The organism is Pseudomonas putida (assembly GCF_028682635.1).
GTDB classification, from domain to species: Bacteria; Pseudomonadota; Gammaproteobacteria; order Pseudomonadales; family Pseudomonadaceae; genus Aquipseudomonas; species Aquipseudomonas putida_AE.
On sequence record NZ_JANHLK010000012.1, the window covers coordinates 168,068 to 181,345 of the forward strand.

The following is a 13,278-nucleotide window of genomic DNA, read 5'->3' on the forward strand; positions in this document are numbered from 1 at the left end:
CCAGCAGGGCTAGCTCCCACAGGATATGTGAACGACACAAATCCCCTGTGGGAGCCAGCCTGCTGGCGATGACTTACTTGAAGGCACCTCTGTTTTGCGCGTTACGTACCGACACTTGGTCATTCAGTGTCCAGAAGTCATACAGCACCCCCAGAAAGAACAACCCACCCGTCACCAGGTACAGCAATCCGCTGATCCACTTCCCCTGATACATCCGGTGCACACCAAACACCCCGAGAAACGTCAGCAGGATCCACGCCACGTTGTATTCGATCGGCCCGGCGGTAAACCGCAGGTCCGCTTCACGGTCCATGGCCGGAATCAGGAACAGGTCGATCAACCAGCCGATCCCCAGCAAACCGAAGGTGAAAAACCAGATCGTCCCGGTTACCGGCTTGCCGTAATAAAAGCGATGAGCCCCGGTAAAGCCAAAAATCCACAGCAGGTAACCGATCACTTTACTGTGGGTATCCTGGTGCGGGACGGGCGCTTGATAGGTGTTCATGGATGACCTCGATTCACACGATAGATAAATATTCTTTAAATCTTTGTGACTTTTTTACGAGCAGCCGACGTATGGCACATGTTAGCGTCTCTCTCGCCAAACCCTTATAGCACTTGGCTTCTGTCCGACAATTGCGTCCATTCGCCGCTTATTTGGTTCCGTTGACCCCAAGGTTAATCGACCAACGGCCCCGGAAGGCACAAAAAAGCTGTTATAAAGTTGCGCGCCAACACATACGAGCCCTGCCTAATGCGTCCATTTTTCAAGACATGGCTAACCATTTGCCTATTATTGCCACTGGCCGCCCACGCCACCAATCGTGAGCAACGTCTTCCGAACGTTAATGGTTACACCCAGAAATCCCATGCCGCTGCTCCTTCGAGCAAAAGCAAGAAATCGGTCAAATCAGCTCCGCAGCTGGTCAGCAAAAGCAGCCTGGTGCCGCCAATGGGGACCAAGGAAAGCAGCAACGTGCTGAGCCGCGCCGTCAACGTCCTCGGTACACCGTACCGCTGGGGTGGCAGCAGCCCGAGCAAAGGCTTCGACTGCAGCGGCCTGGTCAAATATGCGTTCAACGACGCCACGTTTGACCTGCCACGGACCTCCAATGCCATGGCCAGCGGTCACGGCGAGAAAGTCGATCGCAACGATTTGAAACCGGGCGACCTGATTTTCTTCAACATCAAGAGCCGTCGAGTCAATCACGTTGCCATCTACCTGGGCAACGACCGCTTCATCCACGCACCACGCCGTGGCAAGTCGGTAAGCATCGACACCTTGAAGAAACCGTATTGGGAAAAGCACTACGTAGTGGCCAAGCGGGTTCTGCCGAAAGAACAGAATGCGATGCGGGTTGTGCAGCGCTGATTTGAAACAAGATCAAAAGATCGCAGCCTGCGGCAGCTCCTACACAGGGATTCGCGTTTCCCTGTAGGAGCTGCCGCAGGCTGCGATCTTTTGCTTTTCCCCCCATCAAAAATTATCCGGCGACCGCGCCTTCTCCCGCGCCTGATCGCGACTGACCAAACCCCTGGTTACCAGATCCTTCAAACTCATATCCAGCGTCTGCATCCCCAGCGACCCGCCCGACTGAATCGACGAATACATCTGCGCCACCTTGTCTTCACGGATCAGGTTACGAATCGCCGACGTTCCCAGCATGATCTCGTGAGCCGCCACCCGACCACCCCCGATCTTCTTGACCAGGGTCTGGGACACCACCGCCAGCAACGATTCGGACAGCATTGAACGCACCATCGCCTTCTCGTCCCCCGGAAACACGTCGATGACCCGGTCGATGGTTTTCGCCGCCGAGGTCGTGTGCAGCGTGCCGAACACCAGGTGACCCGTCTCGGCAGCGGTCAACGCCAGGCGGATAGTCTCCAGGTCCCGCAGCTCCCCCACCAGGATCACGTCCGGGTCTTCGCGAAGGGCCGAACGCAAGGCTGTGGCGAAACTGTGGGTATCGCGGTGGACTTCGCGCTGATTGATCAGGCATTTGCGCGATTCGTGGACGAACTCGATAGGGTCTTCAATCGTCAGGATGTGGTGATGGCGATGGCTGTTCAGGTAATCGATCATCGCTGCCAGAGTGGTGGACTTGCCGGACCCCGTCGGGCCTGTCACCAGCACCAGCCCGCGGGGTGCATCGGTCATCTTGTGAAACACTTCGCCCATGCCCAGCTCTTCCATGCTCCGGACCTTGGACGGGATCGTACGAAACACCGCACCAGCGCCTCGGCTCTGATTGAAGGCATTGACCCGGAAGCGCGCGATGCCGGGCACCTCAAAGGAAAAGTCGGTTTCCAGATGCTGTTCGAACGCCACCCGCTGGGTATCGTTCATGATGTCGTAGATCAGCGCCTGCACCTCCTTGTGCTCCAGGGCCGGCAAGTTGATGCGCCGCACGTCGCCATCGACGCGGATCATCGGCGGCAGGCCGGCCGACAAATGCAGGTCGGACGCGCCTTGTTTGGCGCTGAACGCCAGCAACTCAGTGATATCCATAGCGCCCCTCAATTCCAGTAGAATGCCGCCAACCTCAGACCGCTGGCGCCTCTTGAATGTCCACGATAGCAGACAACATTGAACAGGTTGGTTCACGCATTCGTGCCGCTGCCCTCGCTGCCCACCGCGATGAAAACAGCGTGCAGTTGCTGGCCGTGAGCAAGACCAAACCCGCCCAGGCGCTGCGTGAAGCCCATGCCGCGGGCCTGCGCGACTTTGGTGAAAACTACCTGCAGGAAGCCCTGGGCAAGCAGCTTGAATTGACCGACCTGCCCTTGATCTGGCACTTCATCGGCCCCATTCAATCGAACAAGACTCGTGCAATCGCCGAGCACTTCGCCTGGGTGCATTCCGTGGATCGCCTGAAAATTGCACAACGCTTGTCCGAACAACGTCCCGCCGATCTGCCCCCCTTGAACATCTGCATCCAGGTCAACGTCAGTGGTGAAGCCAGCAAATCCGGCTGCACCCCGGCGGACCTGCCGGCCCTGGCCAACGCCATCAGCGCCTTGCCGCGCCTGAAGTTGCGCGGGCTGATGGCGATTCCCGAGCCGACCGAAGATCGCGCCGCCCAGGATGCCGCTTTCGCTTCCGTGCAAAACCTGCAGGCCAGCCTGAATTTGCCACTCGACACACTTTCCATGGGCATGAGCCACGACCTCGAGTCGGCCATTGCCCAGGGCGCTACCTGGGTCCGTATCGGTACGGCCCTGTTTGGCGCCAGAGATTACGGTCAACCTTGACCCCATTTTATAAGGACCTGACATGAGCAAGACACGTATTGCCTTTATCGGTGCCGGCAACATGGCCGCCAGCCTGATCGGCGGCCTGCGGGCCAAAGGTCTGGAAGCGGCGCAGATCCGCGCCAGCGATCCGGGCGAAGAAACCCGTGCCCGCGTGAGCGCCGAACACGGCATCGAAGTGTTCGCCGACAACGCCGACGCCATCCAGGGCGCGGACGTGATCGTGCTCGCGGTGAAGCCCCAGGCGATGAAGGCTGTCTGCGAAGCCATTCGCCCAAGCCTGAAACCCGAGCAACTGGTAGTGTCGATCGCCGCCGGCATCACCTGCGCCAGCATGAACAACTGGCTCGGCGCCCAGCCGATCGTGCGCTGCATGCCCAACACCCCGGCGCTGTTGCGTCAGGGCGTGAGCGGTCTGTTCGCCACCGCCCAGGTGAGCGCCGAGCAGCGCCAGCAAGCCCAGGAACTGCTGTCGGCCGTTGGCGTTGCCCTGTGGCTGGCCGAGGAACAGCAGCTGGATGCGGTCACTGCCGTGTCGGGCTCGGGCCCTGCGTACTTCTTCCTGCTGATCGAAGCCATGACCGCCGCTGGCGTCAAACTCGGCCTGCCGGCAGACATCGCCGCTCAACTGACGCTGCAGACCGCCCTGGGCGCCGCCCACATGGCAGTGTCCAGCGACGTCGACGCCGCCGAGCTGCGTCGCCGCGTGACTTCGCCTGCGGGCACCACGGAAGCCGCGATCAAATCGTTCCAGGCCAACGGCTTCGAAGCACTGGTGGAAAAAGCCCTGGGCGCCGCCGCGCACCGCTCGGCCGAGATGGCTGAGCAACTCGGTCGCTAATCAGCACTTAATAAGGAATCAACAATGCTCGGACTCAATGACGCTGCCATTTTTGTGATCCAGACCCTGGGCAGCCTGTATCTCTTGATCGTGTTGCTGCGTTTCATCCTGCAATTGGTGCGGGCGAACTTCTACAACCCGCTCTGCCAATTCGCCGTAAAAGCTACTCAACCGCTGCTCAAGCCACTGCGCCGGGTGATCCCGAGCATGTTCGGCCTGGACATGTCCTCGCTGGTGCTGGCCCTGATCGTGCAAATGGCGCTGTTCGCGGTCATCCTGCTGCTCAGTGGCTACTCGGTCGACGTGCTGTTCCTGGCACCCTGGGCGCTGATCGGCATCTTCGCGCTGTTCTTGAAGATCCTGTTCTGGGCGATGATCATCAGCGTGATCCTGTCCTGGGTTGCTCCGGGCAGCCACAACCCGGGCGCCGAACTGGTCCAGCAGATCACCGAGCCGGTACTGGCTCCGTTCCGCCGGATCATCCCGAACCTGGGCGGTCTCGACATCTCGCCGATCTTCGCCTTCATCGCGCTGCAATTGCTGCAGAGCTGGCTGATTCCGCGCCTGGCGTACTACGCGCTGATGCCGAAGGAATTGTTTGGCCTGATCTAATACCGCGTTATCGTTCTTCGCGAGCAAGCCCGCTCCCACATTGGAATGCGTTCCCCTGTGGGAGCGGGCTTGCTCGCGAATGGCGCACCTCGGTCCAATTGAAATAAATCAGGCCCGGCCTTTGCTTGCCGCTAACCCCACCGGTCTTTAGACTTACGCCTCATTTCAACGAGAGCAGGGTCGATGCCAGCTGCCTTTCCCCCCGATTCTGTTGGTCTGGTGACGCCGCAAGTGGCGCACTTCAGCGAAGCCCTGGCCTTGGCCTGCGGCCGCTCGCTCCCGGCCTACGACCTGGTTTACGAGACCTACGGCACCCTGAACGCCACGGCGAGCAACGCCGTGCTGATCTGCCACGCCTTGTCCGGCCACCACCATGCGGCGGGCTATCACAACCCCGACGACCGTAAACCCGGTTGGTGGGACAGCTGCATCGGACCCGGCAAGCCCATCGACACCAGCAAGTTCTTCGTGGTCAGCCTGAACAACCTTGGCGGCTGCAATGGCTCTACCGGCCCGAGCAGCATCAACCCGGAGACCGGCAAGCCGTTCGGCGCGGACTTCCCGGTATTGACCGTGGAAGACTGGGTGCACAGCCAGGCGCGCCTGGCCGATCGCCTCGGCATTGCCCAATTTGCCGCGGTGATCGGCGGCAGCCTCGGCGGCATGCAGGCGATGCAATGGAGCATCACTTACCCCGAGCGCATCCGCCATTGCGTGGCGATCGCCTCGGCCCCCAAGCTGTCGGCGCAGAACATCGCCTTCAACGAAGTGGCACGCCAGGCGATTCTCACCGACCCGGAATTTCACGGCGGTTCTTTCCAGGAACACAGCGTGATCCCCAAGCGCGGGCTGATGCTGGCGCGCATGGTCGGGCACATCACCTACCTGTCCGACGACTCCATGGGCGAGAAATTCGGTCGCGGCCTGAAAAGCGAGAAGCTCAACTACGACTTCCACAGCGTCGAGTTCCAGGTCGAAAGCTACCTGCGTTATCAAGGTGAAGAGTTCTCCGGGCGTTTCGATGCCAACACTTACCTGCTGATGACCAAGGCCCTGGACTACTTCGACCCGGCGGCCAACTTCGACGATGACCTGGCGAAAACCTTCGCCGGCGCCACTGCCAAGTTCTGCGTGATGTCGTTCACCACCGACTGGCGCTTCTCCCCTGCCCGCTCGCGGGAACTGGTGGACGCGCTGATGGCCGCGCGCAAAGACGTCTGCTACCTGGAAATCGACGCGCCGCAGGGCCACGACGCCTTCCTGATTCCGATCCCGCGCTACCTGCAGGCGTTCGGCAATTACATGAACCGCATTACGTTGTGAGATAGCCATGAGAGCTGATCTGGAAATCATCCAGGAATGGATCCCCGCCGGTAGCCGCGTGCTCGACCTCGGTTGCGGCGATGGCGAGCTGCTGACCTGGCTGCGCGACAACAAGCAGGTCACCGGCTACGGCCTGGAAAACGACGCGGACAACATCGCCGAGTGCGTGGCCAAGGGCATCAACGTCATCGAGCAGGACCTGGACAAGGGCCTGGGCAACTTTGCCAGCAACAGCTTCGACATCGTGGTCATGACCCAGGCGCTGCAAGCAGTGCACTACCCGGACAAGATCCTCGAGGAAATGCTGCGGGTCGGCCGCCAGTGCATCATCACCTTCCCCAATTTCGGTCACTGGCGCTGCCGCTGGTACCTGGCGAGCAAGGGCCGGATGCCGGTTTCCGAGTTCCTGCCCTACACCTGGTACAACACGCCGAACATTCACTTCTGCACCTTCGCGGATTTTGAAGCCTTGTGTCGCGAACGTGAGGCCAAGGTCATTGATCGGCTGGCCGTGGATCAACAGCATCGGCACGGGTGGGCCAGTAAGCTATGGCCTAATCTGTTAGGTGAGATCGGTATTTACCGCGTCAGCAGTCCGGGGCTTGCAGACCACAAGGTCGCGGTCTGAATCACCACATTTCGAGGAGAACGAACATGGGTCGTCTAGCGCTGCTTCTACTCACCGCCTGCCTGAGCGTCACGGCCATGGCCGCCGATGCGATCAAAGGTGATCGTCAGGAAAAATTCGGCGACGTGACGGTGCACTACAACACCTTCAACTCCACGTTCCTGACGCCGGACATCGCCAAGGCCGCAGAGCTCACCCGCAGCAAGAACCAGGGCGTGATCAACGTTTCGGTGCTCAAGGACGGCAAGCCGCAGATGGCTCAGGTCAGCGGTACGGTCAAAGACCTGACCAGCCAGAGTGTGAACCTGAACTTCCGCCAGATCACCGAACAAGGCGCGATCTACTACATCGCCCAATTCCCGGTGGAGCAGCAGGAAACCCGCACCTTCGACATAAAGGTGCAGACCGGTGACAAAATCAACACCATCAATTTCAACCAAGAGCTCTTCCCCGGCGAATGATCAACTTCACGCAACTCGTACTGGCCAGCCACAACGCCGGCAAACTCAAGGAACTCCAGGCCATGCTCGGCGAGTCGGTGCAACTGCGCTCGATCGGCGAGTTCAGCAGCGTGGAGCCTGAAGAAACCGGCCTGTCGTTCGTCGAGAACGCCATCCTCAAGGCCCGCAATGCCGCGCGCATTTCCGGCCTGCCGGCCCTGGCCGACGATTCCGGGCTGGCGGTGGATTTCCTCGGCGGTGCGCCGGGCATCTACTCGGCGCGTTATGCCGATGGCAAGGGCGATGCGGCGAACAACGCCAAGCTGCTCGACGTGTTGAAGGACGTGCCTGAAGCCGAACGCGGCGCGCAGTTCGTCTGCGTGCTGGCGCTGGTAAGGCACGCCGACGATCCGCTGCCGATTCTCTGCGAAGGCCTGTGGCACGGGCGCATCCTGACCCAGGCCAGCGGCGAACACGGTTTTGGCTACGACCCGCTGTTCTGGGTGCCGGAGCGTGATTGCTCCAGCGCCGAGTTGAGCCCGGCCGACAAGAACCGGATCAGCCACCGCGCCCGTGCAATGGATCTGCTGCGCCAGCGCCTGGGCTTGAAATGACCCGTGAATCCTCCGCGTCGCCGCTGATCTTCGGCGGCGCCGCACAATCGCCTCGGGCCGCCCTGCCGGTGCTGCCGCCCCTGGCGCTGTACATCCACATCCCGTGGTGCGTACGCAAATGCCCCTATTGCGACTTCAACTCCCACACCGCCAGCCCCGTGCTGCCGGAAGAAGAGTATGTCGACGCATTGCTGGCCGACCTCGACCAGGACCTGCACGCCGTTTATGGCCGAGAGCTGAGCTCGATCTTCTTTGGCGGCGGCACGCCTAGCCTGTTCAGCGCCCAGGCCCTTGGGCGCCTGCTCAAAGGCGTAGAACAGCGCATCCCGTTTGCCCACGACATCGAAATCACCCTGGAAGCCAACCCCGGTACGTTCGAGCAAGAGAAGTTCGTTGCCTACCGCGCGCTGGGCATCAATCGCCTGTCGATCGGCATCCAGAGCTTTCAACAAGAAAAGCTCGAGGCCCTGGGTCGCATCCACAACGGTGACGAAGCGGTGCGCGCCGCCGGCATGGCCCGTCAGGCCGGGTTCGACAACTTCAACCTGGACCTGATGCACGGCTTGCCCGATCAATCCCTGGATGACGCCCTGAGCGACCTGCGCCAGGCCATCGCCCTGAAGCCGACGCACCTGTCCTGGTATCAGCTGACCCTGGAACCCAACACCGTGTTCTGGAACCAGCCACCGACGCTGCCGGAAGACGACACCCTGTGGGATATCCAGGAAGCCGGGCAGGCGCTGCTGGCCGAACACGGTTACGCGCAATACGAAGTCTCCGCCTACGCCCAGCCCGGGCGCCCGGCGCGGCACAATCTCAATTACTGGAGTTTTGGCGACTTCATCGGCATCGGTGCCGGCGCCCACGGCAAGCTGAGCCATCCGGACGGCCGTATCGTGCGCACCTGGAAGACCCGCTTGCCGAAGGATTACCTGAATCCGGCGAAAAGCTTCCAGGCCGGCGAGAAAGCGCTGACCAATGACGAGATGCCGTTCGAGTTCCTGATGAACGCCCTGCGCCTGACGGCCGGGGTCGAGGCGCGGCTGTACCCGGAACGCACCGGAATGTCCCTGGAAAGCCTCGCCAAAAGCCGTCGCGAAGCCGAACAAAGCGGCCTGTTGCAGGTCGAACCGTCACGTCTGGCGGCTACCGAGCGCGGACAACTCTTCCTCAACGACTTGCTGCAGAAATTTCTGAGCTGATTTCAGCCTTAAGGGAAAACGAATGGATTTGGTACTCGACCTGCTCGCCACCGCGTCTCGCTGGAGCCGCAGCAACCTCTCGGAAATCGCCCTCGCCCTGGTAGGTTGCCTGCTGGTGTTGTTCGGTGCGGACTTCAAAGGCTGGGTCGAGCAACGCCTGGGCAGCATCGCCGGCGCCTTGCGCGTACCGCTGATGTCCCTGCTGTGCATGATCGGCAGCGGTGCGGCGCTGATCTATGCCACGCCGTGGATCGTCAAGGGTTTGAGCCAGTTCAACAACTACAGCCTGGCGCCGGTGTTGTTGGTGGTACTGGTGCTGATTGGCGTAGTCGCCGACCGCCGCTAAAGCGGCGGCAACTTGCGCTCCATTGCTTTGATCAACGACGTATGAGTTGCTGCCATTGGCGCAAAACGGCATAGCAGTTCGTCTAGATGGTCGACTGAGCGCAGATACATCACGCAGACAAAGTCGTCTTCCCCCGTCACCTTGTAAAAGGTGACGCACTCCTCCGCCTCCCTGAGTAGCTGCTCCACCGTTTGCATCTGACCGGGATTGGAGCGCATCCGAACAATCATCTGCAGCCGATATCCGACCACCTCGGGATCGACATCGACGCAGTAACCCTTGATTGCAGTCCTCTCCAAGTGCCGAAGTCGCTCCCCGCAACTGGGTGCAGACAGGCCAACCTGCCGGCTCAATGCTTTCACCGACAACCTGGCATTACTATTCAGTGCAGTGATGATCGATTTGTCGAGCGGGTCAAGTACCGCCTCTTTTTTAATAAGTTTTTTCATTCTGATGGCCTTCTGAAAACAGGTCTATGAAGGAGAACTCGTTGATCTTGTCGCATGCCAATGGAATTCATAGCACGTCGTCGGCTGTACTCATACACTCAAAAAACCGCCAAACAGCGTTATAGAAAAATACTACATAAAAATCGGAATGAGATGACGAGGTATCAAAATGAAACTTGAGCCCGATGAAAATCTGTTTGCCTGCTATCTTTCAAACCTGTTCCCAGAACAGCGTATATTTACATTAATACATAGAGCAACGATTGGGCATGGAACTAAAAAAGCGAGGTTTGAATGTTCTATTCCACGAGCGCAATTATACAGCCACCCACCAGATTGTTATTAAATCGACTTATCTGGATAGCGCCGCCCAGGAAGTCAGATTATTAGAGTCTGCCAATATCATATGCAATAAAACACCACTTGGCTGGGGATCATCAAAAGACAGCCCTGCAGATCAAAGCGCGATAAGACTGGGTACTACCGAAATCACAAGACGAGGAATGAAGGAGCACCACATGGCGTGGATAGCTGAAAGAATAGCCGAAGCACTGCACCATTCACGCAGTCCCGAGTTGATTGCCCAAGATGTAATCGAGTTCATGAAAGATTTTAGAACGCTGTACTTCTGCCACGACACCGCTACTCACTGAAGCCCTCTTTCAGGTTTTCCCTATGAGCTTTATTACATCTTCGGAGTTTTCTTTTCTAATAACAGCCTCAGCGCTACTTGCAAGTCCAGGGCCCGCAACAATGGCTCTGGCGGCGAGTGGGGCGGCATACGGGCTCAAGCGATCACTCCTGTTCTTCGCCGGAATCATGGCAGGGCTCGCGATTTCAGTTAGCCTGGTAGCGTCAGGCGTCTTCCTTGTTATTCAACAGGTGCCAATACTTGCTACGGGAGTGGGACTTGTCTCGGCAGCCTACATCCTGTTCCTCGCCTGGTCGATTGCTAGAACTCCGCCTATCAGCAGTGTAACAACGGTGGCAGCACCACGATGGAATGCCGGATTTATTATTGGCGTAACCAATATCAAAGCCTACGCAGTATTTGCAGCGCTGCTGGGAGGATTTCCGCTGGGATTACCACATCCATGGGATTTGGTATTCAAGATTGCTGGTAGCCTGGGGATCTGCGTTACTTTTGATTTTATCTGGCTTTGTTCCGGCAATCATTTGAGACGCTTTTTTATCCGACCACGCTGGAATCGAGCACTCAACATAAGCTTTGCCATGCTGATGATATCCAGCGTTGCCTGGTCGCTATTGATCTGAGATTCAACATGGGCAGGAGCGGGCGAGCCGCTCCTGAACATTAGGACTGTTTTTCGAACTTCAGGTCCCAAACGCCATGCCCAAGACGTTCGCCACGGCGTTCGAACTTGGTGATCGGCCGCTCGGCCGGGCGTGGTACACATTTTCCGTCTTCGGCCAGGTTGCGGTAACCCGGGGCCACGTTCATCACTTCCAGCATGTACTCGGCGTACGGTTCCCAGTCGGTGGCCATGTGCAGGATACCGCCGACCTTCAGCTTGCTGCGCACCAGCTCGGCGAATGACGCCTGGACGATACGACGCTTGTGGTGACGGCTCTTGTGCCATGGGTCCGGGAAAAACAGCATCAGGCGGTCGAGGCTGTTATCGGCCACGCAGCGGTTGAGCACTTCGATGGCATCGCAATCGTAGACCCGCAGGTTGGTCAAACCCTGAGTCAGCACGCCATTGAGCAGCGCGCCGACACCCGGACGGTGAACCTCGACGCCGATGAAATCCTGATCCGGCGAAGCCGCGGCCATTTCCAGCAGCGAATGGCCCATGCCGAAGCCGATTTCCAGCGAGCGCGGTGCCGAGCGACCGAACACCTGGTCGAAGTCCACCGGCGCTTCGGCCAGGGGCAGCACGAACAGTGGCGCGCCCTGCTCCAGGCCGCGTTGCTGGCCTTCGGTCATGCGCCCGGCGCGCATCACGAAACTCTTGATGCGGCGGTGTTGGCGCTCGTCGCCTTCTTCCGTCTGGATTGGCGTGTCGTTTGATTCAGTCATCAATGGCTCTTACTTGATCAGACCATCCAGCGGCGAAGAGGCGCTGGCATAGAGTTTTTTCGGCATGCGGCCGGCGAGGTAGGCCAGGCGGCCTGCGACGATCGCGTGTTGCATGGCTTCGGCCATCATGATCGGCTGCTGGGCGTGGGCGATGGCCGAGTTCATCAGCACCGCATCACAGCCCAGTTCCATGGCGATGGTGGCGTCGGATGCGGTGCCGACACCGGCATCTACCAGCACCGGGATGTTCGCTTCTTCGAGGATGATCTGCAGGTTGTAAGGGTTGCAGATCCCCAGGCCCGAACCGATAAGACCGGCCAGCGGCATCACTGCGATGCAGCCGATTTCCGCCAGTTGACGGGCAATGATCGGGTCATCGCTGGTGTAGACCATCACGTCGAAGCCTTCCTTGACCAGCGATTCAGCGGCCTTGAGGGTTTCGATCACGTTGGGGAACAGGGTTTTCTGGTCCGCCAGCACTTCCAGCTTCACCAGGTTGTGGCCATCGAGCAGCTCACGGGCCAGGCGGCAGGTGCGCACGGCCTCGATCGCGTCGTAGCAGCCGGCGGTGTTCGGCAGGAAGGTGTAGCGATCCGGCGAGAGGAAATCCAGCAGGTTCGGTTCGCCCGCGTTCTGGCCGAGGTTGGTACGGCGCACGGCGAAAGTGACGATCTCGGCACCCGAGGCCTCGATGGCCAGGCGGGTTTCTTCCATGTCACGGTACTTGCCGGTACCGACCAGCAAACGCGACTGGTAAGTACGACCGGCCAGGACGAAAGGCTTGTCGTTACGAACGATGCTCATGGGGAATCCTCTGTAGGGGTGAGGGTCTTGCAGAATTCTGTGGCCAATCGGCCGAGACTACTAGCCGCCGCCGATGGCGTGCACCACTTCGACGTTGTCGCCGTCGTTCAACGTGGTGCCTGCGTGCTGACTGCGCGGGACGATATCCAGATTGAGTTCGACCGCCACACGGCGTCCGGTCAAGTCCAGACGAGTCAGCAGGGCCGCAACGGTTTCACCGTCGGGCAGTTCAAAGGATTCGCCGTTCAACTGAATGCGCATGCGCAATGCCGCCATCATTTTTTGGGGCTGGCATTCTAGCCCGATCGTGACCTAAAGGTCAGCAACAAGCGTCAAGCGGTCAACGGCAAGCGCCAGGCGGCAAGGCCCAGGCAGAGCCAGCCCGCCAGGAACGCCAGGCCGCCGAACGGGGTGACGATGCCGAGCTTGCTGACACCCGTCAGCGTCAGCACGTACAGGCTGCCGGAGAACAGCAGGATGCCGATGACAAAGGAAGCACCGGCCCAGGTGACCAGGCGACCGGGCATCTGCGTCGCCAGTAAAGCCACGCCCAGCAATGCCAGGGTGTGCACCAGCTGATAGGTGACGCCGGTATGGAAAATCGCCAGGTATTCGGCACTCAGGCGGTTTTTCAGGCCATGGGCGGCGAACGCGCCGAGACCGACTCCGGTGAAGCCGAAAAAAGCGGCCAGCATCAAAAAGCCACGCAGCATGAAGAACTCC

Annotated in this window: 19 protein-coding genes; 12 read left to right on the forward strand and 7 right to left on the reverse strand. The window is 59.5% G+C overall.

The genetic code is table 11. The features are described 5' to 3' along the window. Positions 1–73: 73 nt before the first annotated feature. Entirely contained in the window at positions 74–505 is a 432-nt protein-coding gene (locus NPS56_RS16945) for an NINE protein (protein ID WP_274075645.1), read from the reverse strand. A gap of 249 nt (positions 506–754) precedes the next feature. Between NPS56_RS16945 and NPS56_RS16950 the strand changes: the two genes are divergently transcribed. Beyond that, positions 755–1,372, forward strand: a complete 618-nt coding sequence (locus tag NPS56_RS16950) for a C40 family peptidase (protein ID WP_274075646.1) — start codon at positions 755–757, stop codon at positions 1,370–1,372. Positions 1,373–1,477: 105 nt separating this feature from the next. Here the strand turns inward: NPS56_RS16950 and NPS56_RS16955 are convergent, their stop codons facing one another. After that, the gene (locus tag NPS56_RS16955; RefSeq protein ID WP_274075647.1) at positions 1,478–2,512 is read right to left on the reverse strand and encodes a type IV pilus twitching motility protein PilT; all 1,035 of its coding nucleotides are present in this window, start codon (positions 2,510–2,512) and stop codon (positions 1,478–1,480) included. Positions 2,513–2,568: 56 nt separating this feature from the next. Here NPS56_RS16955 and NPS56_RS16960 point away from each other — a divergent pair, with 56 nt between their 5' ends. The 9 genes from NPS56_RS16960 (at position 2,569) to NPS56_RS17000 (ending at position 9,261) form a co-directional block, all read left to right on the forward strand. After that, positions 2,569–3,255: a YggS family pyridoxal phosphate-dependent enzyme gene (locus NPS56_RS16960; protein WP_274075649.1), complete on the forward strand. Its 687-nt coding sequence runs from the start codon at positions 2,569–2,571 to the stop codon at positions 3,253–3,255. Positions 3,256–3,277: 22 nt separating this feature from the next. Next, entirely contained in the window at positions 3,278–4,096 is an 819-nt protein-coding gene (gene proC, locus NPS56_RS16965) for a pyrroline-5-carboxylate reductase (protein ID WP_274075650.1), read from the forward strand. A gap of 24 nt (positions 4,097–4,120) precedes the next feature. Next, entirely contained in the window at positions 4,121–4,708 is a 588-nt protein-coding gene (locus NPS56_RS16970) for a YggT family protein (protein WP_274075651.1), read from the forward strand. Between the two features lie 183 nt (positions 4,709–4,891). Continuing rightward, the gene (gene metX / locus NPS56_RS16975; protein ID WP_274075652.1) at positions 4,892–6,031 is read left to right on the forward strand and encodes a homoserine O-succinyltransferase MetX; all 1,140 of its coding nucleotides are present in this window, start codon (positions 4,892–4,894) and stop codon (positions 6,029–6,031) included. A 7-nt stretch (positions 6,032–6,038) separates the two neighbouring features. Then, positions 6,039–6,659, forward strand: a complete 621-nt coding sequence (gene metW, locus NPS56_RS16980) for a methionine biosynthesis protein MetW (protein WP_274075653.1) — start codon at positions 6,039–6,041, stop codon at positions 6,657–6,659. A gap of 26 nt (positions 6,660–6,685) precedes the next feature. Continuing rightward, entirely contained in the window at positions 6,686–7,120 is a 435-nt protein-coding gene (locus NPS56_RS16985; protein WP_274075654.1) for a DUF4426 domain-containing protein, read from the forward strand. After that, entirely contained in the window at positions 7,117–7,713 is a 597-nt protein-coding gene (gene rdgB, locus NPS56_RS16990; protein WP_274075655.1) for an RdgB/HAM1 family non-canonical purine NTP pyrophosphatase, read from the forward strand. The genes NPS56_RS16985 and rdgB overlap by 4 nt, the downstream gene beginning before the upstream one ends. Beyond that, complete coding sequence (gene hemW / locus NPS56_RS16995) at positions 7,710–8,915, forward strand: radical SAM family heme chaperone HemW (RefSeq protein ID WP_274075656.1); 1,206 nt, start codon at positions 7,710–7,712, stop codon at positions 8,913–8,915. Before rdgB ends, hemW begins: the two co-directional genes overlap by 4 nt. A gap of 22 nt (positions 8,916–8,937) precedes the next feature. Continuing rightward, positions 8,938–9,261 carry a DUF3392 domain-containing protein gene (locus NPS56_RS17000; protein WP_008063519.1) on the forward strand — a complete coding sequence of 108 codons (324 nt, stop codon included), beginning with the start codon at positions 8,938–8,940 and terminating at the stop codon, positions 9,259–9,261. Here the strand turns inward: NPS56_RS17000 and NPS56_RS17005 are convergent. After that, positions 9,258–9,710 carry an Lrp/AsnC family transcriptional regulator gene (locus NPS56_RS17005; RefSeq protein ID WP_274075657.1) on the reverse strand — a complete coding sequence of 151 codons (453 nt, stop codon included), beginning with the start codon at positions 9,708–9,710 and terminating at the stop codon, positions 9,258–9,260. The two genes, NPS56_RS17000 and NPS56_RS17005, sit on opposite strands and share 4 nt — an antisense overlap. Before the next feature lie 269 nt (positions 9,711–9,979). Here NPS56_RS17005 and NPS56_RS17010 point away from each other — a divergent pair, with 269 nt between their 5' ends. Beyond that, positions 9,980–10,363, forward strand: a complete 384-nt coding sequence (locus tag NPS56_RS17010; protein ID WP_274075658.1) for a hypothetical protein — start codon at positions 9,980–9,982, stop codon at positions 10,361–10,363. 22 nt (positions 10,364–10,385) lie between these two features. Beyond that, positions 10,386–10,985, forward strand: a complete 600-nt coding sequence (locus tag NPS56_RS17015) for a LysE family translocator (RefSeq protein ID WP_274075659.1) — start codon at positions 10,386–10,388, stop codon at positions 10,983–10,985. 40 nt (positions 10,986–11,025) lie between these two features. On the opposite strand, the gene trmB is transcribed toward NPS56_RS17015, so the two are convergent. The 4 genes from trmB to NPS56_RS17035 all read right to left on the reverse strand — a co-directional run bounded on the left by trmB (position 11,026) and on the right by NPS56_RS17035 (position 13,268). Next, positions 11,026–11,751 (reverse strand): tRNA (guanosine(46)-N7)-methyltransferase TrmB, encoded by a 726-nt coding sequence (trmB, locus tag NPS56_RS17020; protein WP_274075660.1) that lies wholly within the window; start codon positions 11,749–11,751, stop codon positions 11,026–11,028. Between the two features lie 9 nt (positions 11,752–11,760). Then, the gene (locus tag NPS56_RS17025; RefSeq protein WP_274075661.1) at positions 11,761–12,555 is read right to left on the reverse strand and encodes a thiazole synthase; all 795 of its coding nucleotides are present in this window, start codon (positions 12,553–12,555) and stop codon (positions 11,761–11,763) included. Between the two features lie 60 nt (positions 12,556–12,615). Continuing rightward, positions 12,616–12,816, reverse strand: a complete 201-nt coding sequence (gene thiS, locus NPS56_RS17030; RefSeq protein WP_046818722.1) for a sulfur carrier protein ThiS — start codon at positions 12,814–12,816, stop codon at positions 12,616–12,618. 71 nt (positions 12,817–12,887) lie between these two features. Next, the gene (locus NPS56_RS17035; RefSeq protein ID WP_274075662.1) at positions 12,888–13,268 is read right to left on the reverse strand and encodes a DUF423 domain-containing protein; all 381 of its coding nucleotides are present in this window, start codon (positions 13,266–13,268) and stop codon (positions 12,888–12,890) included. Between the last annotated feature and the right edge of the window lie 10 nt (positions 13,269–13,278).

Bases quoted from the DNA above. Each gene is read 5' to 3' on its own strand.
- NPS56_RS16945 (WP_274075645.1), bottom strand. From the start codon at position 505: ATGAACACCTATCAAGCGCCCGTCCCGCACCAGGATACCCACAGTAAA.
- NPS56_RS16950 (WP_274075646.1), top strand. From the start codon at position 755: ATGCGTCCATTTTTCAAGACATGGCTAACCATTTGCCTATTATTGCCA.
- NPS56_RS16955 (WP_274075647.1), bottom strand. From the start codon at position 2,512: ATGGATATCACTGAGTTGCTGGCGTTCAGCGCCAAACAAGGCGCGTCC.
- NPS56_RS16960 (WP_274075649.1), top strand. From the start codon at position 2,569: ATGTCCACGATAGCAGACAACATTGAACAGGTTGGTTCACGCATTCGT.
- proC (WP_274075650.1), top strand. From the start codon at position 3,278: ATGAGCAAGACACGTATTGCCTTTATCGGTGCCGGCAACATGGCCGCC.
- NPS56_RS16970 (WP_274075651.1), top strand. From the start codon at position 4,121: ATGCTCGGACTCAATGACGCTGCCATTTTTGTGATCCAGACCCTGGGC.
- metX (WP_274075652.1), top strand. From the start codon at position 4,892: ATGCCAGCTGCCTTTCCCCCCGATTCTGTTGGTCTGGTGACGCCGCAA.
- metW (WP_274075653.1), top strand. From the start codon at position 6,039: ATGAGAGCTGATCTGGAAATCATCCAGGAATGGATCCCCGCCGGTAGC.
- NPS56_RS16985 (WP_274075654.1), top strand. From the start codon at position 6,686: ATGGGTCGTCTAGCGCTGCTTCTACTCACCGCCTGCCTGAGCGTCACG.
- rdgB (WP_274075655.1), top strand. From the start codon at position 7,117: ATGATCAACTTCACGCAACTCGTACTGGCCAGCCACAACGCCGGCAAA.
- hemW (WP_274075656.1), top strand. From the start codon at position 7,710: ATGACCCGTGAATCCTCCGCGTCGCCGCTGATCTTCGGCGGCGCCGCA.
- NPS56_RS17000 (WP_008063519.1), top strand. From the start codon at position 8,938: ATGGATTTGGTACTCGACCTGCTCGCCACCGCGTCTCGCTGGAGCCGC.
- NPS56_RS17005 (WP_274075657.1), bottom strand. From the start codon at position 9,710: ATGAAAAAACTTATTAAAAAAGAGGCGGTACTTGACCCGCTCGACAAA.
- NPS56_RS17010 (WP_274075658.1), top strand. From the start codon at position 9,980: ATGGAACTAAAAAAGCGAGGTTTGAATGTTCTATTCCACGAGCGCAAT.
- NPS56_RS17015 (WP_274075659.1), top strand. From the start codon at position 10,386: ATGAGCTTTATTACATCTTCGGAGTTTTCTTTTCTAATAACAGCCTCA.
- trmB (WP_274075660.1), bottom strand. From the start codon at position 11,751: ATGACTGAATCAAACGACACGCCAATCCAGACGGAAGAAGGCGACGAG.
- NPS56_RS17025 (WP_274075661.1), bottom strand. From the start codon at position 12,555: ATGAGCATCGTTCGTAACGACAAGCCTTTCGTCCTGGCCGGTCGTACT.
- thiS (WP_046818722.1), bottom strand. From the start codon at position 12,816: ATGCGCATTCAGTTGAACGGCGAATCCTTTGAACTGCCCGACGGTGAA.
- NPS56_RS17035 (WP_274075662.1), bottom strand. From the start codon at position 13,268: ATGCTGCGTGGCTTTTTGATGCTGGCCGCTTTTTTCGGCTTCACCGGA.